Origin of the sequence: Streptococcus suis (assembly GCF_019856455.1) — a bacterium.
Classification (GTDB): domain Bacteria; phylum Bacillota; class Bacilli; order Lactobacillales; family Streptococcaceae; genus Streptococcus; species Streptococcus suis_AE.
Genome location: NZ_CP082205.1, coordinates 2,157,790 through 2,181,430, shown reverse-complemented (window position 1 = coordinate 2,181,430; position 23,641 = coordinate 2,157,790). Strand labels below are relative to the sequence as shown.

Genomic DNA, 23,641 nt, shown 5'->3' with positions numbered 1-23,641 from the left:
CCTACATCGCCTAGTCTAGCCTTCATTTTCTTTGAACATCCAAAACTACAAATAAAAATAGAAAAGAGAAAAATTATGACAGTAACAATGCAATATGAAAAAGATGTAACAGTAGCAGCACTTGACGGTAAACGTATCGCCGTGATCGGCTATGGTTCACAAGGTCATGCCCATGCTCAAAACTTGCGTGATACAGGGCACGATGTCATCATCGGTGTGCGTGCAGGTAAGTCATTTGACAAGGCAAAAGAAGACGGTTTTGAAACTTTTGAAGTAGCAGAAGCAGCAAAACAAGCAGATGTTATCATGATCTTGGCTCCAGACGAAATCCAAGCAGACCTTTACAATGACGAAATCGCTCCAAACTTGGAAGCGGGCAATGCCCTTGGTTTCGCCCACGGTTTCAACGTTCACTTTGAATTTATCAAGGTACCAGCAGATGTGGATGTCTTCATGTGTGCGCCGAAAGGACCTGGTCACTTGGTTCGCCGTACCTTTGAAGAAGGTTTTGGAGTGCCAGCCCTCTATGCTGTTTACCAAGATGCAACTGGCAATGCAAAACATATTGCGATGGACTGGGCAAAAGGTGTTGGTTCAGCCCGTGTTGGTCTTTTGGAAACAACTTTCAAAGAAGAGACAGAAGAAGATTTGTTTGGTGAGCAAGCTGTTCTCTGCGGTGGTTTGACAGCCCTTATGCAGGCAGGTTTTGAAGTCTTGACAGAAGCTGGTTATGCACCGGAATTGGCTTATTTCGAAGTTCTCCACGAGATGAAACTTATCGTTGACCTTGTCTACGAAGGTGGCTTTAAGAAAATGCGCCAATCTATCTCAAACACTGCTGAATTTGGTGACTATGTATCAGGTCCACGCGTGATTACAGACCAAGTCAAAGAAAACATGAAGGCAGTCCTTGCAGATATTCAATCTGGTAAATTTGCAAATGACTTTGTAAATGACTATAAAGCAGGCCGTCCACGTATGGAAGCTTATCGTAAAGAAGCAGAGAATCTTGAAATCGAAAAAGTAGGTGCAGAACTCCGAAAAGCAATGCCATTTGTCGGACGCAATGATGACGACGCATTCAAAATCTATAATTAAACACTATCATGGTAGATAGGGGGGATAGTCAGCTTTACTTTGAGTGATGGCAATACATTTAAGGTTTGAGTTGGCGGATGCGGGAATGTCATTCCCTTTTTCCCCTATTTCCGAAAATGAATAAAAGAGCTGGTTTTTCCAGCTCTTTTGCCCATTTTGTTCATAAATAGATCTTTACAAAATTAAACATTCGTTTTCTGTTGAATAACATGCTAGTAGCTTGAATATAAGTATAAATACTAGGATTTTCTAGGGAATAATGATACAATAAATATAGAAAGAAATTAATGGAACTATGATTACAGCAAAAAATGTAGAACAAGCATACTCCGTTCTTAAGCGCGTGGTAGTACGTACCCCCTTGGATTATAGTCGATACTTGTCGGAAAAATATGGTGCAACTATTTATTTAAAAAGAGAAAATGAACAGCGTGTTCGCTCTTTTAAAATTCGAGGAGCCTATTATGCTATTTCACAATTGACAGATGATGAGAAGTCACGCGGAGTGGTCTGTGCTTCGGCCGGGAACCATGCTCAAGGTGTGGCCTACACCTGTCAGGAAATGCAAATTCCTGCTACGATTTTTATGCCCATTACAACTCCGCAACAAAAAATAGGGCAGGTTAAATTTTTCGGGGGAGACTACGTAGAGATTCGGCTCGTAGGTGATACCTTTGATGAGTCAGCCAAGGCGGCACAAGATTATACTCAGGAAAGTGGGAAAACCTTTATAGACCCATTCGATGATGAAAATGTGCAGGCTGGTCAAGGAACAGTAGCCTATGAAATCTTGGAAGAAGCGGAAGAGCAAACCATTAGTTTTGACCAAATTTTAGTTCCCATAGGAGGAGGTGGTCTGGTTGCAGGCGTTTCGACCTATCTGAAAGAACATGCACCTGAAATTAAGATTGTTGGTGTTGAAGCAAGTGGGGCACGGTCAATGAAAGCGGCTTTTGATAAAGGTCGTCCGGTTAAATTAGACCAAATTGATAAATTTGCTGACGGTATTGCGGTACAGAAAGTCGGTAAGTCGACCTACGAAGTGGCTCGGAAATACGTAGATCGCCTGATTGGTGTGGATGAAGGATGGATTTCCGGGACTATTTTAGACCTCTATTCTAAGCTGGGGATTGTTGCTGAGCCAGCAGGAGCAGCAACGATTGCAGCTCTTGAGGTAGTCAAGGACCAAATCAAGGGGCAAACCATTTGTTGTATCATTTCTGGTGGTAATAACGACATCAACAGGATGCCGGAAATGGAGGAACGTGCGCTTATCTACGAGGGAATTAAACACTACTTTGTTGTTAATTTTCCACAACGTCCAGGGGCTCTTCGTGAATTTGTAAATGAAATTCTAGGGCCAAATGATGATATTACTCGTTTTGAATATATCAAACGTGCCAATAAGGGAACAGGACCGGTGCTAATCGGTATTGCCCTAGGAGATAAAAAAGATTATGCGCAGTTTATTTCTCGCTTGGAAGAATTTGATCCCCAGTACATCAATCTTCATGAAAATGATTCGCTTTATAAAATGCTAGTTTAGGAGGTCATTATGGTGCTTGGTCCAATTGTTTTTATTGGTAGTTTCTTGTTCTTTGTACTGATTGCTTTGATTTTGATTGCTTCAGGGCTATACGTTGTTAAGCAGCAGACGGTCGCTATTATTGAGCGCTTTGGGAAATACCAAAAAACATCTACTTCAGGTATAAACTTTAAAATACCATTTGGAGTCGATGTCATCGCAGCCCGCATTCAATTGCGGATGTTGCAAAGTGAAATTGTGGTAGAAACCAAGACGCAGGATAACGTTTTTGTCACAATGAATGTGGCAACTCAATATCGAGTAAATGAAAATAATGTGACGGATGCCTATTACAAGCTCATGCACCCAGAAGCACAGATTAAGTCCTATATTGAAGATGCCCTGCGTTCATCTGTGCCTAAATTGACCCTGGATGAGCTCTTCGAGAAAAAGGATGAGATTGCACTTGAGGTACAAAAACAAGTAGCAGAAGAAATGTCAACCTATGGTTATGTTATTGTCAAAACCTTAATTACCAAGGTAGAGCCAGATGCCGAGGTTAAACAATCTATGAATGAAATTAACGCAGCTCAGCGGAAACGGGTTGCGGCCCAGGAATTGGCAGAAGCTGACAAGATTAAAATTGTCACAGCAGCAGAAGCGGAAGCTGAAAAGGATCGCTTGCATGGTGTAGGTATTGCACAACAACGTAAGGCGATTGTAGACGGACTGGCAGATTCGATTCGTGAACTGAAAGAATCAAATGTTAGCCTATCTGAAGAGCAGATTATGTCTATCTTGCTGACCAACCAATACTTGGATACTCTCAATAATTTTGCACAAGGAGGTAATCAAACTATCTTCCTTCCAGGGAATCCGGAGGGGGTCGAAGACATAAGGACGCAAATACTATCATCACTTAGGGCAAAATGATGGTAAAAACCGAACAATTTACTTGACAAAATAGGTTTAACTGTATTATACTTAATTGCACGAATAAAAAGGAAAGGGGTTTCTCATGACAAGTTACGAAAAAGTAGCCGCAGTTGTTGGCTGGGTTCGTGAAAAGAAAATCACAGGTTACCGTATCAGTAAGGAAACAAATGCTCGTGAAATGTCAGTTATCGCTCTTGCACAAGGTCGCGCTAAGATCGACAATATTTCATTTGCAACTGCCTTGGGTTTGATTGATTTTTACGACAAAAACCACAAGAAATTTGAAAACTAATCTAAATGGTTTCATTTAGAGATGTCTAAAAAGGAGGGGAATTCTACGAATTCCTCTTTTTTTTAGTCTAAAAAAACTTACCAGCTTTGAAACTGGTAAGTAATAGTCTTCTATGGAACAGATTGAGTTTATCCAAGAAAACGCTGAAGGAATTCACGTGTGCGTTCTTCTTGTGGATTTTCAAAGATTTGTTGAGGATTGCCTTCTTCGGCGATGACTCCCTTGTCCATAAAGATGACACGGTCTGAAACATCGCGGGCAAATTCCATTTCGTGAGTTACGATAAGCATCGTCAATCCTGATTTTGCCAAATCTTGCATAGTTTTGAGAACTTCCCCAACCATCTCTGGATCGAGAGCAGAAGTCGGCTCATCAAAGAGGATAACTTCTGGGTCAACAGATAGGGCGCGTGCAATGGCCACACGTTGTTTCTGTCCACCAGAGAGTTGACTTGGTTTGGCTTGCCAGTACTGTTCGGTCATGCCAACCTTGTTGAGGTTTTCCTTGGCGATTTTCTCTGCCTCAGCTCGATCTCGTTTCAGTACCGTAGTTTGTGCTACAATGGCATTTTCCAATACATTTAGATTGTTGAAAAGGTTGAAGGATTGGAATACCATACCTAGTTTTTCACGGTAAGTCGTCAAATCATATCCTTTAGCCAAAACATCTTGTCCGTGGTATAAAATCTGTCCTTCTGTTGGTGTTTCCAAAAGGTTGATAGATCGGAGGAAGGTTGATTTTCCCGAACCAGATGAACCGATGATTGAGATAACCTCGCCCTTTTCAACGCTAATAGAGATGTCTTTGAGGACTTGATTTTGTCCGTATGATTTCTTTAGATTTTTGATTTCAAGAATTACATTTTTAGTCATGTGGCACCTCGACTTGCATTTGGTTTGCACCTGTTGTGTATGTATCTGTATCAAAATGCTTTTCAACTGCGCGTAAGATACGTGTCACAGTAAAGGTTAGGATGAAGTAGATAATAGCAATAACCGTAAAGGTTTGGAAATATTGATAGGTTTGGGTTGCGACAGTATTTCCTGAGAAATAGAGTTCAACAACTGAGATAACGTTCAATACAGAAGTATCTTTGATATTGATGACAAATTCATTACCAGTCGCTGGTAAGATGTTACGAATAACCTGTGGAAGGACAATCTTACGCATGGTCTGATTATGGGTAAATCCGAGAGCAGTAGCAGCTTCAAATTGGCCCTTATCGACGGCAAAGATACCACCGCGGACAATCTCACTCATGTAGGCACCTGTATTGATGGATACAATGAAGATAGCGGCAAGTGTGCGGTCAAGATTGAGTCCGAATGCTTGGGCGGTACCATAGTAAATAACCATGGATTGTACAATCATCGGCGTACCACGGAAAATTTCGATGTAGATATTGATAATCCAACCGAGCACTTTTTGACCAATAGCAAGTGCCTTGTTTGCTGCTTTGGGAGCTGTACGGAAGACACCGATGAGGAGACCGATAGCAGTACCGATAATTGTACCGAGGATGGAAATGAGTAATGTCATCCCAGTTCCGCGCAGAAGTTGTTGCCAGTTGTTAACAACAATATTCCAAACTTGGGCGAAGAAACTAGGTGTTTCGCCCTCGCTGGCTTCTTCAACAGGCTGGTTTTCAATCATATCATCCATAAGTGCGATTTGCCCTTCTTCTGAAATAGTTGCTAAGACTTCGTTGACCTGAGCGATACGCTCGTCATCTTTGCGCATACCGACAGCAATGGTCACGTCTTCGGCATTGGTTTCAAAACTGTCTGCCAATTCAACCATTTTGAAAGCTTTATTTGCAGCTTCTGCTGTACGACCTTCTGGACGTTCAGAAACATAAGCGTCTATAATGCCAGATTCTAAAGCTTGACGGATTTGGGAGAAATCTCCCATGGCAGTTTGTTTGTTAGCCCCTTCAATTTGCTCAATCAAATCATAGAGGTAAACCCCTTGCTGGGCAGTGATTTTTGCGCCAGCAAAATCTGCCAAGCTGGTTGCGTTTGCGTACTGACTATCAGAACGAACAACCAGGGTAGGAATTGAGGTGTAGTAGCTATCTGAGAAGGCGATTTCTTTCTTGCGCTCTTCTGTCGGGCTCATACCGGCGATAATCATATCGATTTTACCAGATGTAAGAGCAGGGACTAAGCCTTCCCACTTGGTTTTAACAACCAAGAGTTCTTTGTCCATGGAAGCAGCGATTTTTTTTGCAACCTGAACATCATATCCGTTGGCAAATTGATTGGTTCCCTCAATAGGAACGGCACCGTTGCTATCATCTTCTTGGGTCCAGTTAAATGGTGCATAGGCAGCTTCCATACCGACCCGCAGGTATTCGTCTGCCCGAACCCCTGTTGTTACAGAAAAAACAGCGATTAGGGTCAGCAGAAATATACTGAGTTTACGTTTCATAATGTCTCCTTTAAAATGCTATTACACCATTCTATTAAAAATTCTGACAAATTTCAATATCCTTGAACTATCATTGTGTTATTTTTTTATGGTATAATAATTAGAATTGAAAAAAAGGAGTTTATTATGATTTTGGAATTGTTGAAAGCCATTTTTTTAGGAATCATTGAAGGGGTAACGGAATGGTTGCCAGTTTCTTCAACGGGGCATTTAATTTTGGTTCAAGAGTTCGTGAAATTAAACCAAAGCAAGAACTTCCTAGAAATGTTTAATATTGTCATTCAGCTAGGAGCAATTCTAGCAGTTATGACCATTTACTTTAAAAAATTGAATCCATTTCAGCCTGGAAAAACCAAGCGTGATATTCAATTGACTTGGCAATTATGGGCCAAGGTTGTCATTGCCTGTATTCCGTCCATCCTAATTGCAGTCCCGTTGGATAATTGGTTTGAAGCGCACTTCAATTTTATGGTACCGATTGCGATTGCTTTGATTGTCTACGGTATTGCCTTTATTTGGATTGAGAACCGTAACAGTGGTGTAGAGCCACAGGTGACGGACTTAGCGAAAATGTCTTATAAAACCGCCTTGTTGATTGGGTGTTTCCAGGTCTTAAGCATCGTTCCGGGGACTAGTCGATCAGGTGCGACCATTCTGGGAGCGATTATTTTGGGGACCAGCCGATCTGTGGCGGCAGATTTTACCTTCTTTCTTGGGATTCCAACCATGTTTGGTTATAGTGGCTTGAAGGCTGTTAAATATTTCTTAGATGGCAATAGCCTGAATATGGAGCAGGTATGGATCTTGCTAGTCGCTAGTGTGACGGCTTACTTGGTATCCTTAGTTGTTATTCGTTTCTTGACAGACTTTGTTAAAAAACATGATTTCACGGTTTTTGGTTACTACCGCATCATTTTAGGGGCGATTTTATTGGTTTATGCCTTTATCACATTTTTATTTTAAGAGCAGGGAGACCTGCTTTTCTTTTGTCTTTAGAGCTTGGTTTTAGTATAATGGTGGAAGATATGTATGAGTATTGAAAATGATCAATCAATTTTAAGAAATTGATGAATCAATGAATGAGGTAGTTATGAAAGTAAAGCAAATTAGTGATTCAACCTTGAAAATCACTATAAAATTAGATGATTTGGAAGAGAGAGGAATGGAACTTTCGGACTTTCTCATTCCGCAAGAAAAGACAGAGGAGTTCTTCTATACTGTTTTGGATGAATTGGATTTACCAATGACTTTCCGAGAAAGTGGTATGCTGAGTTTTCGTGTGACTCCGAAGCCAGATCGGGTAGACATCTTTGTTACCAAATCTGATTTGGATCAGAGCTTGAATTTCGATGAATTTACAGATTTTTCGGAACTTGGTGATGTTGCAAGTATGACTCCAGAGGAGTTTTTCAAGAGTTTGGAGCAAACCGTTCGTGAGAAAAGCACACCGGATGCAACAGCCGTTCGTCATTTGGAAGAGGTAGAGCAAGAGGAAGAAGCAGATGAAGAGGAGCAGGAGCGCTATATTTACTACATTTTGGAATTTCCAACGATAGAGGATCTGTTTACTTTTGTTGGTACGGTTGATTATCCAGTAGAAGAATCGGAATTATATAAAATGGATGGTCACTACTACTTGACCGTTCTTATCAATGTAGAAAATCGTTCCAAGCAGTATCCAGGCTACATTCTCTCACGAATGTTGGAATTTACCAATGATACTAAGTTGACCAGACCTGCTTTACAAGAACACGGAACTTTGATGCTTCCGCTTGCGGCAATCGAGGAGCTTAGGAAGGTTCCGACAGTATGATTCCTTTTGCTCTAAAATACATAATGGTCATTATTACAACCATGGTCATATCAGCCATTGCGACTCCCTTGGTTCGTTTTATGTCCCTGAAGGTTGGAGCAGTCGATAATCCCAATGCACGGCGGATAAATAAGGTGCCCATGCCTTCAGCGGGAGGGCTGGCTATCTTTGTGGCATTTACCATTTCTGTCCTATGGTTTTTACCAGGAATTGTTACCCGTGTCAATTACCATGGCACTTACTTGCATTATATCTGGCCCCTGGTCCTAGCATCCAGCATTATCGTTCTTACGGGATTCATTGATGATGTCAAGGAGCTAAAGCCTGCACCTAAAATGTTTGGTATTCTAGCGGCAGCGACGATCATTTGGATTTTTACGGAATTTCGTTTTGATAGCTTTAAGATTCCTTTTGGAGGACCTTTCCTTCAATTTCCTGTCTGGCTCTCTTTTCTATTAACGGTCCTTTGGATTGTTTCTATTACGAATGCAGTCAACTTGATTGATGGTCTGGATGGTCTGGTTTCGGGAGTATCGATTATTTCCCTGACAACGATGGGAATTGTGTCTTATTTCTTTTTGAATGATAGCAATATTTTTTTAACCTTAACCATCTTTGTTTTGGTTGCGGCGATTGTTGGTTTTTTACCGTATAACTATAATCCCGCCATCATTTATCTTGGCGATACAGGAGCCCTCTTCATCGGGTTTATGATTGGAGTCTTGTCGCTTCAAGGACTGAAAAATTCGACAGCTGTTGCAGTGGTTACTCCGATGATTATTCTTGGAGTGCCTATTACGGATACTGTAGTAGCCATCATTCGTCGAAAATTGTCTGGGCAAAAAATCTATGAAGCAGATAAGATGCATCTGCATCATCGCTTGCTCTCTCTGGGACTTACTCATCGTGGCACGGTATTGGTGATTTACGCCATCTCTTTCTTATTCTCCCTGACCTCTCTTTTGCTCAATGTTTCGAGTCGAATAGGGGGGATTCTCCTATTGGTGACCATGGGACTGGGAATTGAGATTCTCTGTGAATTGATTGGCATCTTTGGTATCAATAGAACTCCGTTGCTCAATCTTCTTCGGTTTATTGGTAATAGTAGTTACCGTCAAGAAAAAATCGCAAAGTATAAAAAGTGCTATGAAGAGAAAAAAAGAAAATAAGAATCTTTCTAAACAAGATAAGAGCCGTCAGGCTCTTTTTTTGATATAATATAGTGGATATGGTTAATTAATATTCAATGAAAATCAAAAGTAGCCTAGGAAACGAAGCCGAAGATAGAACTCTGTTACTATCTTATTTCAAGGTAACAGGCTGAAAACCTCCACTGGAGCTTTTCACTCATCAAGGTAAGTTGACAACGGATAATTTTGATTTTCGAAGAGTATAAAATTGTCAGAAAAGACTATTTTATAGATTAACACTCTCTGAAAATCATCATTAACAAGAAAAGAGGCTGGGCTCAAGCCCCGCACCACTTCTCGAAGTTAGCCTCAACATCTCAGCGCAGTGGTTGATTGGCAGATTTGTTCGTGTTTTATACTCCAAATCTGACCTCTACGACTGATGCGAACAGAGTTCGCTTCATCTCCAACCTCAAACTGTCTCCCAGACAGTTTGAGCTGTGCGGGGGGGGGTGGGAGTGAAACAGTCTAGGGATAGACTGTTTCAGCTCAACAACTGGAAATAAGGACTTGTTGACGAACTCCTTTAGAATTTGTCGAGTTCTTTCTCCACTGTCAAAGTTGAGTCTTATCGGTGTATCTAGTTAGCTTGGTCAGTTAATGTGGTTTTTGAAGAGGACAAAAATGAAAAGGAGCACAGCATGTCAGTATTAGAAATCAAAGACCTTCATGTGGAAATTGAAGGCAAAGAAATCTTGAAGGGTGTGAATTTGACCCTTAAAACAGGTGAAATTGCAGCCATCATGGGACCGAACGGAACAGGGAAATCCACCCTTTCAGCAGCCATCATGGGTAATCCAAGTTATGAAGTTACCCAAGGTGAGATTCTGTTTGACGGTGTCAATATTTTAGAATTAGAAGTCGATGAACGTGCCCGTATGGGACTCTTCTTGGCGATGCAATACCCGTCAGAAATTCCAGGGATTACTAATGCGGAATTCCTTCGTGCTGCAATGAACGCTGGTAAGGAAGATGAAGACAAAATCTCAGTCCGCGACTTCATTACTAAACTGGATGAAAAAATGGAACTTCTCAACATGAAAGAGGAAATGGCAGAGCGTTATCTCAACGAAGGTTTCTCAGGTGGTGAGAAAAAACGCAATGAAATCCTACAACTACTCATGTTAGAGCCAACTTTCGCCCTTCTTGATGAGATTGACTCAGGTTTGGACATCGATGCCCTTAAAATCGTGTCAAAGGGTATCAACGCTATGCGTGGTGAAGGCTTTGGTGCCATGATTATTACCCACTACCAACGCTTGCTCAACTACATCACTCCTGATGTTGTCCATGTCATGATGGAAGGTCGTGTCGTGCTTTCAGGCGGACCAGAATTGGCGCAACGCTTGGAAAAAGAAGGTTATGTCCAAGTCGCAGCAGAGCTTGGCATCGACTACAAAGAAGATGACATTTAAGTCTTTGGAGGAAGTTATGACCAAAGAAAAGATTCAAGAATTTTCAGCCTTGCAGGCAGAACCAACTTGGTTGACAGACCTGCGCCTTAAGGCTTTTGACAAAATAGCAGAGCTGGACTTGCCGGTTATCGAGCGGGTCAAGTTTCACCGTTGGAATCTAGGTGACGGAAGCCTAGCTACAAATGATGAAATCGGAGCCGTTCCAGATTTCACAGTTATCGGTGACAATCCGATGTTGGTTCAAGTTGGCAGCCAAACAGTTCTAGAACAGTTGCCGGTTGACCTTGTAGAGAAAGGTGTAGTCTTTACAGACTTCGCATCGGCTATGGACAGCATTCCAGATGTCATTGAAAAATACCTCGGTGCTGCCGTAGCCTACGATGAGCACAAATTAGCGGCTTACAACACTGCCTATTTTAACGCAACTGCGGTACTTTACGTGCCAGACAATGTTGAAATTGACCAGCCAGTTGAGGCTCTTTTCTACCAAGCCAGCACCAGTCCAGTTGCCTTTAACAAACGTGTCCTCATCATCGCTGGAAAAAATGCCAAGCTTAATTATCTAGAACGCTTTGAAAGTCTGGGTGACGGAGCAGTAGCGACTTCAGCCAATATTGTTGTAGAAGTAATCGCTCTTGCTGGCAGCCAAATCAAGTTTGCGGCTATTGACCGACTTGGTAAGCATTTGGATACCTACCTCAACCGCCGTGGCTATCTCGGAAATGATGCAACGATTGACTGGGCCATTGGTCTGCTCAACGAAGGAAATGTGGTTGCCGATTTGGACAGCGAATTAAAAGGAAATGGTAGCCATGCCAACCTCAAGGTTGTCGGACTGTCATCAGGTCGTCAGGTCCAAGGTGTGGATACGCGCGTGACCAACTATGGACATAATTCGGTTGGTCACATCCTGCAACATGGGGTTATCTTAGAAAGTGGAACCTTGACGTTTAATGGTATCGGACACATTGTTCGTGGTGCTAAAGGTGCGGATGCCCAGCAGGAAAGCCGTGTCCTCATGCTGTCTGACAAGGCTCGCTCCGATGCCAACCCAATTCTCCTTATCGATGAGAATGAGGTCACAGCTGGACACGCAGCCTCAATCGGTCAGGTGGATCCAGAAGATATGTACTACCTCATGAGTCGCGGCCTGGACCGAGCAACAGCTGAACGCTTGGTTGTTCGCGGTTTCCTTGGTGCAGTCATTACCGAAATTCCTGTCAAGGAAGTTCGTGACCAACTGATTGCCGTGATTGAAGAAAAACTAACAAAGAGATAAGATATGGATTTGGAACGCATTCGCAAGGATTTTCCCATCCTAGACCAAGTTGTTAACGATGAGCCGCTGGTCTATTTGGACAATGCGGCGACCACTCAAAAACCGCAGCAGGTACTAGATGTGCTGGCGGATTATTACCAGAAGGACAATGCCAATGTCCACCGTGGCGTTCACACCTTGTCGGAACGGGCAACGGCTCGCTACGAGGCGGCTAGGCAGAAGGTGGCAGATTTTATCCAGGCCAAGTCTAGCAAGGAAATCCTCTTCACCAGAGGAACGACCACCAGTCTCAACTGGGTGGCTCAGTTTGCCAGAGAAATTCTCCAGCCAGACCAGGAAGTGATTATCTCGGTCCAAGAGCACCACTCCAATATCATCCCTTGGCAGCAAGCCTGTCAGCAAACAGGTGCCAAGCTCCGCTATGTGACCCTAAAAGACGGCGAGCTAGACATGGACCACCTACGGTCGCTACTATCTTCTAAGACCAAGTTCGTCTCCCTAGCCCACGTATCCAATGTCCTAGGTAGCGTGGCTCCTATTGGGGAAATAGCAGAGCTGGTGCATGAAGTTGGAGCTTACTTGGTGGTGGACGGAGCCCAGTCTGTTCCCCACATGGCCGTCAACGTGCAAGAATTAGACGTGGATTTCTATGCCTTTTCAGGTCATAAGATGTTAGGACCGACGGGAATCGGTGTCCTCTACGGCAAGGAAGAATTGCTCAATCTCATGTCACCAGTTGAATTCGGCGGCGAGATGATTGACTTTGTCTATGAGCAGTCAGCGACTTGGAAAGAATTGCCTTGGAAATTTGAAGCAGGAACGCCTAACATTGCAGGTGCCATTGGTCTGGGATCGGCCATTGATTACCTGACGGAAATTGGCATGGACGCTATCCAGGCCCACGAGGCAGAACTGGTTGACTACATCTTTCCTAAATTACAGGCTATTCCAGGCTTGACCGTTTATGGTAGTCAGGACCTGTCCAAGCGGACGGGAGTTATTGCCTTTAACTTGGACGACTTGCATCCACACGATGTGGCAACTGCCTTGGACTATGAAGGTGTTGCTGTGCGGGCTGGCCACCATTGTGCTCAACCGCTTCTCAGATATTTGCAGGTGCCTGCTACTGTACGAGCAAGTTTTTACATCTACAATACCAAGGCTGACTGTGATAAGTTGGTTGAGGCAATTATCAAGACAAAGGAGTTTTTCAATGGCCCTATCTAGATTAGATTCTCTTTATATGGCAGTTGTGTCTGAACACTCCAAGTCGCCTCGTCATCGCGGAAGCTTGGACGGAGTGGAAAAGTTAGAACTCCACAACCCAACCTGTGGCGATGTGATTGAATTGTCCGTCAAAATTGAAAATGAAGTGATTACCGATATTGCTTTTGACGGAGTTGGGTGCACCATTTCAACCGCATCAGCTTCTATGATGACTGAAGCAGTGCTTGGCAAAGAAATTAGTCAGATTCAAGAACTAGCAGAAATCTTCTCACAAATGGTCCAAGGCCAAGAAGACCCACGCCAGAAGGAACTGGGAGACGCCTCTCTCCTCGCAGGTGTTGCCAAATTCCCCCAACGCATCAAATGTGCTACTTTACCGTGGAATGCCCTGAAGAAAGCACTGGAACGAAGTGACAGTGCTGACTGAAGGGTAACTGCGACATGAGCGATTTTGGTCGATAATACCAAAATCAGCGAATTAGCTCCAAAGGTTTAGGGAACCTTTGGAGGTTGGAAATGAAACGAACGTAGTTCGTGTCATTGGTAGAAATTGATTTCGTTTTGCGAAATACGAATATCAAGTTCCAACCAAGTTTAGTGTCTTGAAGAAAGCAATGGAACATAGTGAGAGTGCTAACTGAGCATCAATATAGTCATTTAGTTTTTCTTTTATTACTTCGTTAACTCGCTTTGCCGTACTCCAGTACTGTCTGCAGCTCGTTGCCTAGTACTAAAAGTAAACTAAAAGACTATAAATAAACAAAAAATGAAAATCATACAGAAAGGATTGTTCAGTTTCTGATTGGAATTGAACAGGCCCAGGAAGCTTTGAAGAAAGCGTAACTGCTATTTTCATACTTTTTGGGCTTAGTATCTTATATTATGTCAGAAGAAAGAATTGAACCAACCCCGATTGACCTTGGGGAATACAAATTCGGTTTCCATGACGAGAACGTGGAACTAGTGGCTTCAACTGGTAAGGGCTTGAACGAAGATGTCATTCGTGAAATGTCCCGTATCAAAGGCGAGCCTGAATGGATGTTGGAATTCCGGTTGAAATCCTACCAAACCTTCAAGAAAATGCCGATGCAGACTTGGGGAGCCGATTTGTCTGAACTGGATTTTGATGATATTGTTTACTATCAAAAACCGTCAGATAAACCAGCACGCAGCTGGGACGATGTGCCAGACAAAATCAAAGAAACCTTTGAACGCATCGGTATCCCAGAAGCCGAGCGTGCTTACCTGGCAGGTGCTTCTGCCCAGTACGAATCGGAAGTGGTCTACCACAACATGAAAGAAGAGTACGACAAGCACGGCATTATCTTTACAGATACCGACACGGCTCTCAAGGAACATCCAGAACTCTTCAAAAAATACTTTGGAAAACTTGTTCCGCCGTCAGATAATAAACTAGCTGCCCTCAACTCAGCGGTTTGGTCAGGTGGTACTTTCATCTACGTACCGAAAGGGGTTAAGTTGGATATTCCACTCCAAACCTATTTCCGAATCAACAATGAGGGGACAGGTCAGTTTGAACGCACCCTCATCATCGTAGATGAAGGAGCAAGTGTCCACTATGTAGAAGGCTGTACCGCTCCGACTTACTCAACGGCCAGCCTCCACGCTGCTATTGTGGAAATCATCGCCCACGAAGGTGCCTATATGCGTTACACGACCATTCAAAACTGGTCAGACAATGTCTATAACTTGGTAACCAAGCGTGCCCGTGCTGAGAAAAATGCCACAGTCGAGTGGATCGATGGAAACCTTGGTGCTAAGACGACCATGAAATACCCTGCGGTTTACTTGGAAGGCGAAGGTGCGCGTGGAACTATGCTATCCATTGCCTTTGCCAACAAGGGTCAGGTACAGGATACCGGTGCTAAGATGATTCACAATGCACCACGGACCTCGTCGTCTATCGTATCCAAATCCATTGCCCGTGGCGGTGGAGAAGTCAACTACCGCGGTCAAGTGACTTTTGCTAAAAACTCAGCCAAGTCAATCAGCCACATTGAATGTGATACCATTATCATGGATGATATTTCCAAATCAGATACCATTCCATTTAATGAAATCCATAACTCACAAGTGGCCCTCGAACACGAAGCCAAAGTATCAAAAATCTCAGAAGAACAGCTCTATTACCTCATGAGCCGTGGCCTATCCGAATCAGAAGCCACAGAGATGATTGTCATGGGCTTTGTCGAACCATTCACCAAAGAACTCCCAATGGAATACGCAGTCGAACTCAACAGACTGATTGCCTATGAGATGGAGGGGTCGGTTGGTTAGATTTTTGGCAATTTAGCAAACATGAGTTTGCTAAAAGCCCAAAAATCTCCAACCGACGTTGGAAATAGGGAGCGACGGCAGTCGCTCTTCTTTGTAATCATATAAAAATTCCAGGCCTCCCACCAAATTACTACAAAGCGGCCTTATATAAAAGAACACAGACTCTAAAAAGAATCTGTGTTCTTTTTCATCTATTAAAAAGCTAATTTATAATTTTTCATTAACATAGCGGACAAATTGATTCCACCAAGAGAAAGGCCAGGACGCTTCTTTCATATCGCTAGGGATAATCATATCGACATTAGCTTGCTCGGAAATATAACCTTTTCCTATGAGATCTTGATCTTTCAGTTGCAGTTTGCCAACCAAGCTTCCTGCTTTGAGGGGAGCATCAATTTCTTTTATATCCGTTGTGAAAGTTGCGGTGGGGACATTATCAGATTGATTTCGTTGAACAACAGTTAAATCTGCTGCCGCAACAACAGGACTTGTTTCTTTTTCACCATTGAAAACCTTTATCTTGCTATCTTCAAAAGCTTCACCTTTTCTTACTAGCGTAACAAGCGAAAAGTTAGAATAAACATAGTTCATCAAATCATTTGTCGCGACAAATCGATTTTCTGGAGAGGTCAGCCCATCAGTGGCATTCAATACTACTGTGATAATGCGCATACCAGTTTGTTGAGTTGTTGCAAGAAAACTTGAACCTGCTGAGTTTGAGGTTCCTGTTTTTAAGCCGTCAACCCCTCCACGAGCGTGAGTACCATCGCTTAGCATTTGGTTGGTGCTATAGTAAGTGTAGCCACCAAAATCGTAGGCGTTTAGTGAGGTAATGTCGAGTACCTGAGGATAGTCGAGTATTAATCGTCTTGCAATGATAGTAACATCTAGGGCTGAAAACATATTTACATCTTCAGGACTGGAGCCTGGATAAATATTTTCACCCAAGTCGGTATTGTCTAGTCCGGATACATTGACAATCTTTGCGTCGGTAATTCCCCATTCTTGGACTTTTGCTTTCATTCGATCCACGAATGCAGCTTCGCTACCGGCTATTTTTTCTGCCAGAGCAATAATAGCACTATTGGATGATGTTATTAAAGAAGCGTTTAATAGGTCTCTTACTGAATAGGAACGTTCATCAAGGTTGACGTTGCTTAATTCTGTATTAGAAGTGAGGCTATAGGGATAATCAGAAATATCTACCATAGTATCTAAAGTGATTTCACCCTTTGCCATTGCTTCGTAGACCAGGTAAATGCTCAATGTCTTACTGATAGAAGCAATGCTTGCTTTGGTTTCGGCATCTTGCTCATACAAGATTTTGCCGCTACTTACTTCAACTGCGATAGCATGCTTAGCTGCAACAGAAAAATCTTCTGCCAAAATAGGTGTGGAAGTGAAAAAAAGAGCAATAACTGTAGTGAGTGTTAGTAAAAATTTACGCATAATCATTCCTTTGGCTGTTATTTTGTTCTATTATATCACAAGAAATGTGAGAAAAATTTGGAAAAAATATGTAAAAAATAAGAAAATGCTGAAAAATTATGTTTTTACAAAATTTTCTGACAAAAAAGACTTTATTTAAGAAAATTTTATGATATAATTATTTTTATAAGACATAGTAATCAGTGTCAAAGAAAAAGAAAAACAGAGGTGTTTTATGAAAAAGACAACAAAACTCTTTGCCTTAGCAGGTATCACACTCTTATCTGCATCTGTTTTAGCAGCTTGTGGTGCTAAGTCGTCATCAAGTTCATCAGAACAAAACTTGTCATTCCCATCTGAAGTAAAACAAGATGGAACAGCAGTCGCAGATGCTCAATTGAAATATGCATTTGTTTCAGCTACAACTTCATCAGGTCTCTTGATTGACGAGTTGACTGAAAATACAACTGACTCAACATTTGGTGGAATGGTTGATATTTCAATGTTTGGTTACGATGGAGATCGTAAGTTAGATGATTCTGGTCTTGCTAAAGCTGAATTTGATGTAAAAGGTAAGAAAATCACTGTTAGTTTGACAGGTAAAGATTACAAGTGGTCAGATGGTGAGCCATTTACAATCAATGACTACATCTTTACTATCAAGTCAATGGCAAGCAAAGACTATACAGGTGTTCGTTTTGATGATAGATTCTTGAACATTGTGGGTATGGATGAATTTGTTGCTGGAACTGCTTCAGATATCTCAGGTCTTAAGAAAATTGATGACTACACAGTAGAATTGACTGTAAAAGAAATGTCACCTTCTATGATGTATGCCGGTGGTGATGTACCTGCCTATATCCAACCAGAACATATCTATAAAGACATCCCTGTTGCAGATTGGGAAAAGAGCGAGTACTCACGTACAGCTAAACTTGTTGGTATGGGACCTTGGAAAATCAAGGAAATCGTAAACGGTGAGTCTATCACTTATGTACCAAACGAATACTTCTTCAAAGGTACAACGCCAAAAACAAGCTCATTGAAGATTGACATCGTATCTCCAGATACTATTGTTTCTGAAATGAAAGCTGGTAACTATGACATCGCAGATATGCCTGTTGACCAGTTGGATTCATACAAGGATGCTTCTAACTTGAATATCGTTGGTTCTTTGGACTCAGCTTATGAATACATTTCATTTAATTTTGGTAAATATGACGAGTCTGCTAAGAAAAACGTCATGGATGAAAATGCTAAGATGAATGATGTGAAACTTCGTCAAGCAATTGCCTATGCGATTGATACTAAGACAGCTGGTGAGTCATTGTACAATGGTCTTTACCACCCTGCAAACTCATTGATTATCTCATTCTTCGGCGATATTCATGATTCAGAGTTGGAAGGCTATTCATACGATCCTGAAAAAGCGAAAAAACTCTTGGAAGAAGCTGGCTACAAAGACGTAGATGGCGATGGTATCCGTGAAGGTAAAGATGGTAAAGAGTTCAAGATTACCTTTGCAGCTCGTAAACGTACGGAAGCAAACGAAGCACTTGTACAACAATACATTGCTTGGTGGAAAGAAGTTGGCTTGAACGTTGAACTTTACACAGGACGTACAGTTGAAGGTAAGTCGTTCTATAACTCAGTTCAGGCTAATGATGCTGCTATTGATATGTATGCTGGTGGATGGTCAACAGGTTACGATCCAAACCCAACAGGACTTTGGGGTCCAATCGCAGCCTTCAACATGTCACGTTTCGTGTCTGATGAAAATACTAAGTTGTTGAATGCAATCAGCTCAACAGAATCATTTGACGATAAGAAAAATGTTGAGAACTATAAGGCTTGGCAAAAATATGCTCACGAGCAAGCATTTGCTATTCCAACATTTGAATCTGAGTCAATCACAGCCCTTAACAAACGTGTGAAAAACTATGATTCTAACTATGGTTCAGCTTCAGGTAAAGGTATCGCTCTTGAAAATATCGAACTTACAGCTGATAAAGGTGTAGTAGCAGAATAGTCTGCAAGAAGACAATAGAATTTGAAAAAGCCAACTTGGTTGGCTTTTTTCAGATTGCTATTGGAATTTTCTGATAATTATGGTATAGTAGACTCAGTACACAAAAAATGAGTCACTACTAACAAAAACTCAAGATGGATCACATTAACCTACTCAATTTCTAATTGAGACAGTAATAGGGATGGTCTTGATTTATGATTGGATATAGTACATTTTTTACTTCTGGGTAACCGCTATCAAACGATAATTGATAGAAATATGTTATTCTAGAGTAGTTATATAAAGTCAGTTAATCAAACATTATATGAACTTGATAATCGTAAGGATATTGAATTGATTGAGCTTGATTAGCTGGCACATAAAGGAGGAAAAAGCGTGGCTACCGAAAAACCGCTTTTAGACATTAAAGATTTACACGTCGGTTTCCGTATTGGAGATGATTATTTTGACGCTGTTGACGGTGTTGACATCTCATTGCAAAAAAATGAAATTTTGGCAATTGTAGGGGAATCTGGTTGTGGTAAATCAACTTTGGCAACGACCATTATGGGCTTGCATAACCCTTTGAATACCAAAATCACAGGAAGTATCCAGTACAATGATATGGAATTGATTGGTATGGATGAAGCCAAGTACAATACGGTACGTGGTAATGATATTGGTATGATTTTCCAAGATCCTTTGGCTTCTTTGAATCCATTGATGACGATTGGTGCACAGATTGATGAGGCGCTGTTCTATCACACTGATTTGGATACCAATGCTCGTACAGAGCGAGTTTTGGAACTCTTGGCTCAGGTAGGTATTCCAAATCCTAAGCGGACATTTAAACAGTATCCACATGAGCTTTCAGGTGGTATGCGTCAGCGTATCATTATTGCGATGGCCTTGTCTTGTAAACCGCCAATTATTATTGCGGACGAACCTACAACGGCCTTGGATGTTACAATTCAAGCACAAATCTTGGATCTCTTAAATGATATTCAATCGGAGACAGGTTCGGGTATTATTTTGATTACCCATGACTTGGGAGTAGTTGCAGAGACTGCTGATCGTGTGGCTGTCATGTACGGTGGTCAGTTTGTCGAAGTAGCGCCAGTAGAAGAGCTCTTTACCAATCCAAAACATCCATATACACGTTCGCTCTTGAAGTCAAATCCTCAATCAGGTAGCGAAGGAGGCGATCTTCATGTTATTGAAGGTATTGTGCCGCCGATTACAAAAATGGTTCGTAAAGGTTGCCGTTTTGCTCCACGTATTCCGTGGATTGGAGCAGAGGCTCATGAAGAGAATCCGAGCATGCACGAGGTAGGTCCAAATCACTTTGTTCGTTGTACCTGCCATGAGACATTCTATTTTGAAGGGGAGGCCTAATAGTGGGATTTATTGAAGTAAAAGATTTAAAAGTCCATTATCCAATTCGTAGTGGCTTCTTTAACCGTGTGACGGATCATGTCTATGCTGTCGATGGCGTTAATATTGAGTTTGAGGAAGGAAAAACCTATGGTTTGGTAGGTGAGTCAGGTTCTGGGAAATCGACCATTGGTAAGGCAATTATCGGTTTAGAGCGTGCCACTTCTGGTCAGATTATCTATGAAGGACAAAATGTAACCAACAAATCACGTGGTAAAAAAGGAAACTTTAATCGTGATGTTCAAATGATTTTCCAAGATTCTCTTTCAAGTTTTAACCCGAAAAAACGTATTTTGGACATCATTGCGGAGCCAATCCGTAACTTTGACCGCTTATCTCCAGATGAAGAAAAGAAAAAGGTTCTTCATCTCTTGGATACAATCGGTCTAAATGAAGAAGCCCTGATTAAATATCCTCATGAATTCTCAGGTGGTCAGCGTCAGCGTATTGGTGTTGCTCGTGCCTTGGCTAGTAACCCTCGTTTGATTATTGCTGATGAGCCGGTTTCTGCCTTGGATTTGTCTGTTCAGGCACAGGTTTTGAACTATATGAAACGTATCCAAGATGAGTTCAAGCTTAGCTATCTCTTTATTTCCCATGACCTCGGTGTTGTACAACACATGTGTGATGAATTGTTCATCATGTATCGCGGACGTTTCGTAGAGACAGGAAATAAGAACGATATTTATAATAATCCACAACATATTTACACTAAACGTTTGTTGTCAGCTATTCCAACGATTGACCCACTCAATCGATTGAAGAATAAAGAAAAGCGTTTGGCTGCTGAAAAAGAATATCAAGAAATGCAAGGTCAATACTATGATGAAAACGGTCGTGTGTACGATTTGAGATCCTTCTCAGAAACTCATCAAGTAGCCCTTCCAGAAGGAGGTCAGAACTAAGATGTGGAAAACAGTATTACGTCGTTTACTCATGATGATTCCGCAGATTATTATTTTGAGTGTCATTGCGTTCTTTGTTGCGAAGATGATGCCGGGGGATCCCTTTACAGGATTGATTGACCCCAATATTGATCCAGCAATCATTGAACAAAAACGGATTGCGGCAGGTTATTATGACCCAATCCCTGTTCAGTATTTCCGTTGGGTAGGCAATCTTTTGCAAGGAGATTTTGGTCAGAGTGTTATTTTTAAACAACCAGTTGTTGATGTTATCATGCAACGTTTAAACAACACTATTTGGTTGTCTTTATTGACGATGGTGTTGACTTATTTGATTGCCCTTCCATTGGGGATGATTGCAGGTCGTTACCAAAACTCGCTTGCAGATAAAATCATTGGCGTGTATAACTTTTTGACATTTTCAACTCCAACTTTCGTTTTTGCTATCCTTATGCTTTGGATGTTTGGCTTTAGTTTGGGTTGGTTCCCAACACGTGGGTCGATTGACGGTGGTGTAGAAGGATTTGCAGCCATTCTCAGTCGCTTACACCATATGATTCTGCCAGCGATTACAATGGCAATTTTGTCAACAACAGTAACTATTCAATATCTTCGTACGGGGATTATCGATGCGAAGAGTCAGGACTATGTTCGTACAGCTCGTGCCAAAGGTGTTCCCGAGAGAGTTGTTTATAACCGTCATATCTTCCGTAATTCTATCTTGCCAATTGCATCTTTCTTGGGCTATGAATTGACAGGATTGATTGGTGGTTCTATCTTCATTGAAAATATTTTCACTTATCCAGGTATCGGTCAGTTATTCTATAACTCTATTTCTAGTCGTGACTATAGTGTCATCTTGGCTTTGTTGTTGATATTTGGTATGGGTACCTTGTTGGGGACATTGATTTCAGATATTATCATGAGTATCGTGGATCCACGTATCCGTGTGAAATAGAAGGAGGAGTAAGGTGAGTAAAGAAAATAAAAAACAAGTACAATCTGCTTCAACTCCTCCAGGTGGCTTCCGTGTCATCGCGCGGGAGTTTATGAAGGATCGACTTGCATTGACCTCATTAATTATCTTAGTGACGGTTCTCTTGGCAGTCTTTATCGGAGCGCTTCTGTTGGATCAAGAACAAGTCATGAAAGTCAACCTTTTGGGACGTTACTTGGAACCAGGTGTTAACGGCTATATCTTGGGGACAGATGAAGGTGGTAAAGATATCTTTGGTCAGCTGATTATCGGTGCTCGTAACTCGATCATTATCGGTTTTACCATTACGATTATTACTAGTATTGTTGGTATCTCTATCGGTCTGATTTCTGGTTATTACGGTGGTCGTTTGGACGGATTCTTGATGCGTATTGTCGATTTCATCATGATTTTGCCAGTGACTATGTTGATCATTGTGTTCGTGACAGTTATCAAGAACTATACGATCTATCACTTCATTCTCATCATGAGTGCCTTTTATTGGACGGCCAAGGCTCGTCTATTCCGTACAAGGACTTTGTCAGAGGCAAGCTTGGATTATGTCAATGCATCAAAAACATTGGGAACAAGCGACTTCATGATTATGTTCCGTGAAATCTTACCAAACTTAAGTTCATTGATTATCGTTAACTTGACCTTGAATTTTGCGGGAAATATCGGTATTGAGACTTCGTTGACTTATCTTGGTTTCGGTCTACCATCAACAGTACCAAGTTTGGGTACCTTGATTGCCAATGCCCGCAATGCAGATATTTTGGAAAACAAGACATGGATTTGGTTGCCAGCAGCTATCTTCATCCTTGTGATGATGCTCTGTATCAACTATGTCGGACAAGCTTTCCAACGTGCAGCAGATGCTAAGCAGCGTTTAGGTTAATTGTGAAAAGGGTTCCTTTGGGAACTCTTTTTTTGTAAAATCCGATGTAACAAGCTTGTTTTTTACAGAAAGCAGAAAATGTGGTAAAATGGAGTGATAAAACTATTTGAGGTAAGGAATTATGACTGTTAAAATCAATACTAAAGACGGCCAAATTGAATTGACTGATGACGTGATTGCCACAGTTGTTGGCGGTGCTACGACTGAGATTTTCGGTGTTGTTGGGATGGCTAGTAAGTCTGCGATCAAGGATAATTTTCAAGCACTTTTGAGAAAAGAAAATTATTCTAAAGGTGTTGTGATTAAGACCTTGGAAGATGGTCGCATTGCAGTCGATGTTTATACTGTGATGAGCTACGGTGTAAAAATCAGTGAAGTATCTCGCAACATCCAAGAACGCGTTAAGTTCAACTTGGAAAATCAACTAGGTATCTCTGTAGATGCCGTCAATGTCTTTATCCAAAATATCAAAGTCGTAGGAGAATAATT

General features: G+C 41.7%; 21 protein-coding genes. 18 read left to right on the top strand and 3 right to left on the bottom strand.

Going from position 1 to position 23,641, the window contains the following annotated elements:
- Nucleotides 1–75: 75 nt before the first annotated feature.
- The 4 genes from ilvC (at nt 76) to K6969_RS10460 (ending at nt 3,851) form a co-directional block, all read left to right on the top strand.
- Complete coding sequence (gene ilvC, locus K6969_RS10475; protein WP_002942259.1) at nt 76–1,098, top strand: ketol-acid reductoisomerase; 1,023 nt, start codon at nt 76–78, stop codon at nt 1,096–1,098.
- Nucleotides 1,099–1,393: 295 nt separating this feature from the next.
- Nucleotides 1,394–2,644 carry a threonine ammonia-lyase IlvA gene (ilvA, locus tag K6969_RS10470; protein WP_024376590.1) on the top strand — a complete coding sequence of 417 codons (1,251 nt, stop codon included), beginning with the start codon at nt 1,394–1,396 and terminating at the stop codon, nt 2,642–2,644.
- Nucleotides 2,645–2,653: 9 nt separating this feature from the next.
- On the top strand, nt 2,654–3,556 hold the full coding sequence (locus K6969_RS10465) for an SPFH domain-containing protein (RefSeq protein ID WP_002942264.1): 903 nt from the start codon (nt 2,654–2,656) through the stop codon (nt 3,554–3,556).
- 85 nt (nt 3,557–3,641) lie between these two features.
- Nucleotides 3,642–3,851, top strand: a complete 210-nt coding sequence (locus K6969_RS10460; protein ID WP_009910800.1) for a hypothetical protein — start codon at nt 3,642–3,644, stop codon at nt 3,849–3,851.
- 128 nt (nt 3,852–3,979) lie between these two features.
- Here the strand turns inward: K6969_RS10460 and K6969_RS10455 are convergent, their stop codons facing one another.
- On the bottom strand, nt 3,980–4,723 hold the full coding sequence (locus K6969_RS10455; RefSeq protein WP_024381054.1) for an amino acid ABC transporter ATP-binding protein: 744 nt from the start codon (nt 4,721–4,723) through the stop codon (nt 3,980–3,982).
- Nucleotides 4,716–6,281 carry an ABC transporter substrate-binding protein/permease gene (locus K6969_RS10450; protein ID WP_029173867.1) on the bottom strand — a complete coding sequence of 522 codons (1,566 nt, stop codon included), beginning with the start codon at nt 6,279–6,281 and terminating at the stop codon, nt 4,716–4,718. The genes K6969_RS10455 and K6969_RS10450 overlap by 8 nt, the downstream gene beginning before the upstream one ends.
- Nucleotides 6,282–6,404: 123 nt before the next feature.
- Between K6969_RS10450 and K6969_RS10445 the strand changes: the two genes are divergently transcribed.
- From K6969_RS10445 to sufB, 8 genes are all read left to right on the top strand, one after another.
- Nucleotides 6,405–7,244: an undecaprenyl-diphosphate phosphatase gene (locus K6969_RS10445; RefSeq protein WP_024377889.1), complete on the top strand. Its 840-nt coding sequence runs from the start codon at nt 6,405–6,407 to the stop codon at nt 7,242–7,244.
- Nucleotides 7,245–7,371: 127 nt separating this feature from the next.
- The gene (gene mecA / locus K6969_RS10440) at nt 7,372–8,094 is read left to right on the top strand and encodes an adaptor protein MecA (protein WP_029173866.1); all 723 of its coding nucleotides are present in this window, start codon (nt 7,372–7,374) and stop codon (nt 8,092–8,094) included.
- Complete coding sequence (locus tag K6969_RS10435) at nt 8,091–9,263, top strand: glycosyltransferase family 4 protein (RefSeq protein WP_029173865.1); 1,173 nt, start codon at nt 8,091–8,093, stop codon at nt 9,261–9,263. Before mecA ends, K6969_RS10435 begins: the two co-directional genes overlap by 4 nt.
- 662 nt (nt 9,264–9,925) lie before the next feature.
- Entirely contained in the window at nt 9,926–10,699 is a 774-nt protein-coding gene (gene sufC / locus K6969_RS10430) for a Fe-S cluster assembly ATPase SufC (RefSeq protein ID WP_029173864.1), read from the top strand.
- A gap of 16 nt (nt 10,700–10,715) precedes the next feature.
- Nucleotides 10,716–11,978, top strand: a complete 1,263-nt coding sequence (gene sufD / locus K6969_RS10425; protein WP_029173863.1) for a Fe-S cluster assembly protein SufD — start codon at nt 10,716–10,718, stop codon at nt 11,976–11,978.
- 3 nt (nt 11,979–11,981) lie between these two features.
- Complete coding sequence (locus tag K6969_RS10420; protein WP_171942702.1) at nt 11,982–13,205, top strand: cysteine desulfurase; 1,224 nt, start codon at nt 11,982–11,984, stop codon at nt 13,203–13,205.
- Nucleotides 13,192–13,632, top strand: a complete 441-nt coding sequence (gene sufU, locus K6969_RS10415; protein ID WP_171942701.1) for a Fe-S cluster assembly sulfur transfer protein SufU — start codon at nt 13,192–13,194, stop codon at nt 13,630–13,632. Before K6969_RS10420 ends, sufU begins: the two co-directional genes overlap by 14 nt.
- A gap of 455 nt (nt 13,633–14,087) precedes the next feature.
- Nucleotides 14,088–15,503, top strand: a complete 1,416-nt coding sequence (sufB, locus tag K6969_RS10410) for a Fe-S cluster assembly protein SufB (protein WP_053864107.1) — start codon at nt 14,088–14,090, stop codon at nt 15,501–15,503.
- Between the two features lie 207 nt (nt 15,504–15,710).
- Here sufB and pbp3 read toward each other — a convergent pair whose 3' ends face one another.
- The gene (pbp3, locus tag K6969_RS10405; RefSeq protein WP_029173860.1) at nt 15,711–16,952 is read right to left on the bottom strand and encodes a D-alanyl-D-alanine carboxypeptidase PBP3; all 1,242 of its coding nucleotides are present in this window, start codon (nt 16,950–16,952) and stop codon (nt 15,711–15,713) included.
- A gap of 214 nt (nt 16,953–17,166) precedes the next feature.
- Here pbp3 and K6969_RS10400 point away from each other — a divergent pair, with 214 nt between their 5' ends.
- The 6 genes from K6969_RS10400 to K6969_RS10375 all read left to right on the top strand — a co-directional run bounded on the left by K6969_RS10400 (nt 17,167) and on the right by K6969_RS10375 (nt 23,639).
- Nucleotides 17,167–18,960 (top strand): oligopeptide ABC transporter substrate-binding protein, encoded by a 1,794-nt coding sequence (locus K6969_RS10400; protein WP_171942700.1) that lies wholly within the window; start codon nt 17,167–17,169, stop codon nt 18,958–18,960.
- A 375-nt stretch (nt 18,961–19,335) separates the two neighbouring features.
- Nucleotides 19,336–20,334, top strand: coding sequence for an ABC transporter ATP-binding protein (locus tag K6969_RS10395; RefSeq protein ID WP_029998976.1), 999 nt, complete (start codon nt 19,336–19,338; stop codon nt 20,332–20,334).
- 2 nt (nt 20,335–20,336) lie between these two features.
- Nucleotides 20,337–21,278: an ATP-binding cassette domain-containing protein gene (locus K6969_RS10390; protein ID WP_053866823.1), complete on the top strand. Its 942-nt coding sequence runs from the start codon at nt 20,337–20,339 to the stop codon at nt 21,276–21,278.
- 1 nt (nt 21,279) lies between these two features.
- Nucleotides 21,280–22,236, top strand: coding sequence for an oligopeptide ABC transporter permease (gene opp4B, locus K6969_RS10385; protein ID WP_002942327.1), 957 nt, complete (start codon nt 21,280–21,282; stop codon nt 22,234–22,236).
- Nucleotides 22,237–22,249: 13 nt separating this feature from the next.
- On the top strand, nt 22,250–23,152 hold the full coding sequence (locus tag K6969_RS10380) for an ABC transporter permease (protein ID WP_002942329.1): 903 nt from the start codon (nt 22,250–22,252) through the stop codon (nt 23,150–23,152).
- A gap of 121 nt (nt 23,153–23,273) precedes the next feature.
- Entirely contained in the window at nt 23,274–23,639 is a 366-nt protein-coding gene (locus K6969_RS10375) for an Asp23/Gls24 family envelope stress response protein (protein ID WP_002939192.1), read from the top strand.
- The last annotated feature ends 2 nt before the right edge of the window (nt 23,640–23,641 follow it).

Excerpts from the sequence above, each read along its gene's own strand:
- opp4B (WP_002942327.1), top strand. The coding sequence starts at position 21,280 with ATGTGGAAAACAGTATTACGTCGTTTACTCATGATGATTCCGCAGATT.
- K6969_RS10460 (WP_009910800.1), top strand. The coding sequence starts at position 3,642 with ATGACAAGTTACGAAAAAGTAGCCGCAGTTGTTGGCTGGGTTCGTGAA.
- K6969_RS10455 (WP_024381054.1), bottom strand. The coding sequence starts at position 4,723 with ATGACTAAAAATGTAATTCTTGAAATCAAAAATCTAAAGAAATCATAC.
- ilvA (WP_024376590.1), top strand. The coding sequence starts at position 1,394 with ATGATTACAGCAAAAAATGTAGAACAAGCATACTCCGTTCTTAAGCGC.
- K6969_RS10420 (WP_171942702.1), top strand. The coding sequence starts at position 11,982 with ATGGATTTGGAACGCATTCGCAAGGATTTTCCCATCCTAGACCAAGTT.
- K6969_RS10375 (WP_002939192.1), top strand. The coding sequence starts at position 23,274 with ATGACTGTTAAAATCAATACTAAAGACGGCCAAATTGAATTGACTGAT.
- mecA (WP_029173866.1), top strand. The coding sequence starts at position 7,372 with ATGAAAGTAAAGCAAATTAGTGATTCAACCTTGAAAATCACTATAAAA.
- K6969_RS10465 (WP_002942264.1), top strand. The coding sequence starts at position 2,654 with ATGGTGCTTGGTCCAATTGTTTTTATTGGTAGTTTCTTGTTCTTTGTA.
- sufU (WP_171942701.1), top strand. The coding sequence starts at position 13,192 with ATGGCCCTATCTAGATTAGATTCTCTTTATATGGCAGTTGTGTCTGAA.
- pbp3 (WP_029173860.1), bottom strand. The coding sequence starts at position 16,952 with ATGCGTAAATTTTTACTAACACTCACTACAGTTATTGCTCTTTTTTTC.
- sufC (WP_029173864.1), top strand. The coding sequence starts at position 9,926 with ATGTCAGTATTAGAAATCAAAGACCTTCATGTGGAAATTGAAGGCAAA.
- ilvC (WP_002942259.1), top strand. The coding sequence starts at position 76 with ATGACAGTAACAATGCAATATGAAAAAGATGTAACAGTAGCAGCACTT.
- K6969_RS10400 (WP_171942700.1), top strand. The coding sequence starts at position 17,167 with ATGAAAAAGACAACAAAACTCTTTGCCTTAGCAGGTATCACACTCTTA.
- sufD (WP_029173863.1), top strand. The coding sequence starts at position 10,716 with ATGACCAAAGAAAAGATTCAAGAATTTTCAGCCTTGCAGGCAGAACCA.
- sufB (WP_053864107.1), top strand. The coding sequence starts at position 14,088 with ATGTCAGAAGAAAGAATTGAACCAACCCCGATTGACCTTGGGGAATAC.
- K6969_RS10450 (WP_029173867.1), bottom strand. The coding sequence starts at position 6,281 with ATGAAACGTAAACTCAGTATATTTCTGCTGACCCTAATCGCTGTTTTT.
- K6969_RS10435 (WP_029173865.1), top strand. The coding sequence starts at position 8,091 with ATGATTCCTTTTGCTCTAAAATACATAATGGTCATTATTACAACCATG.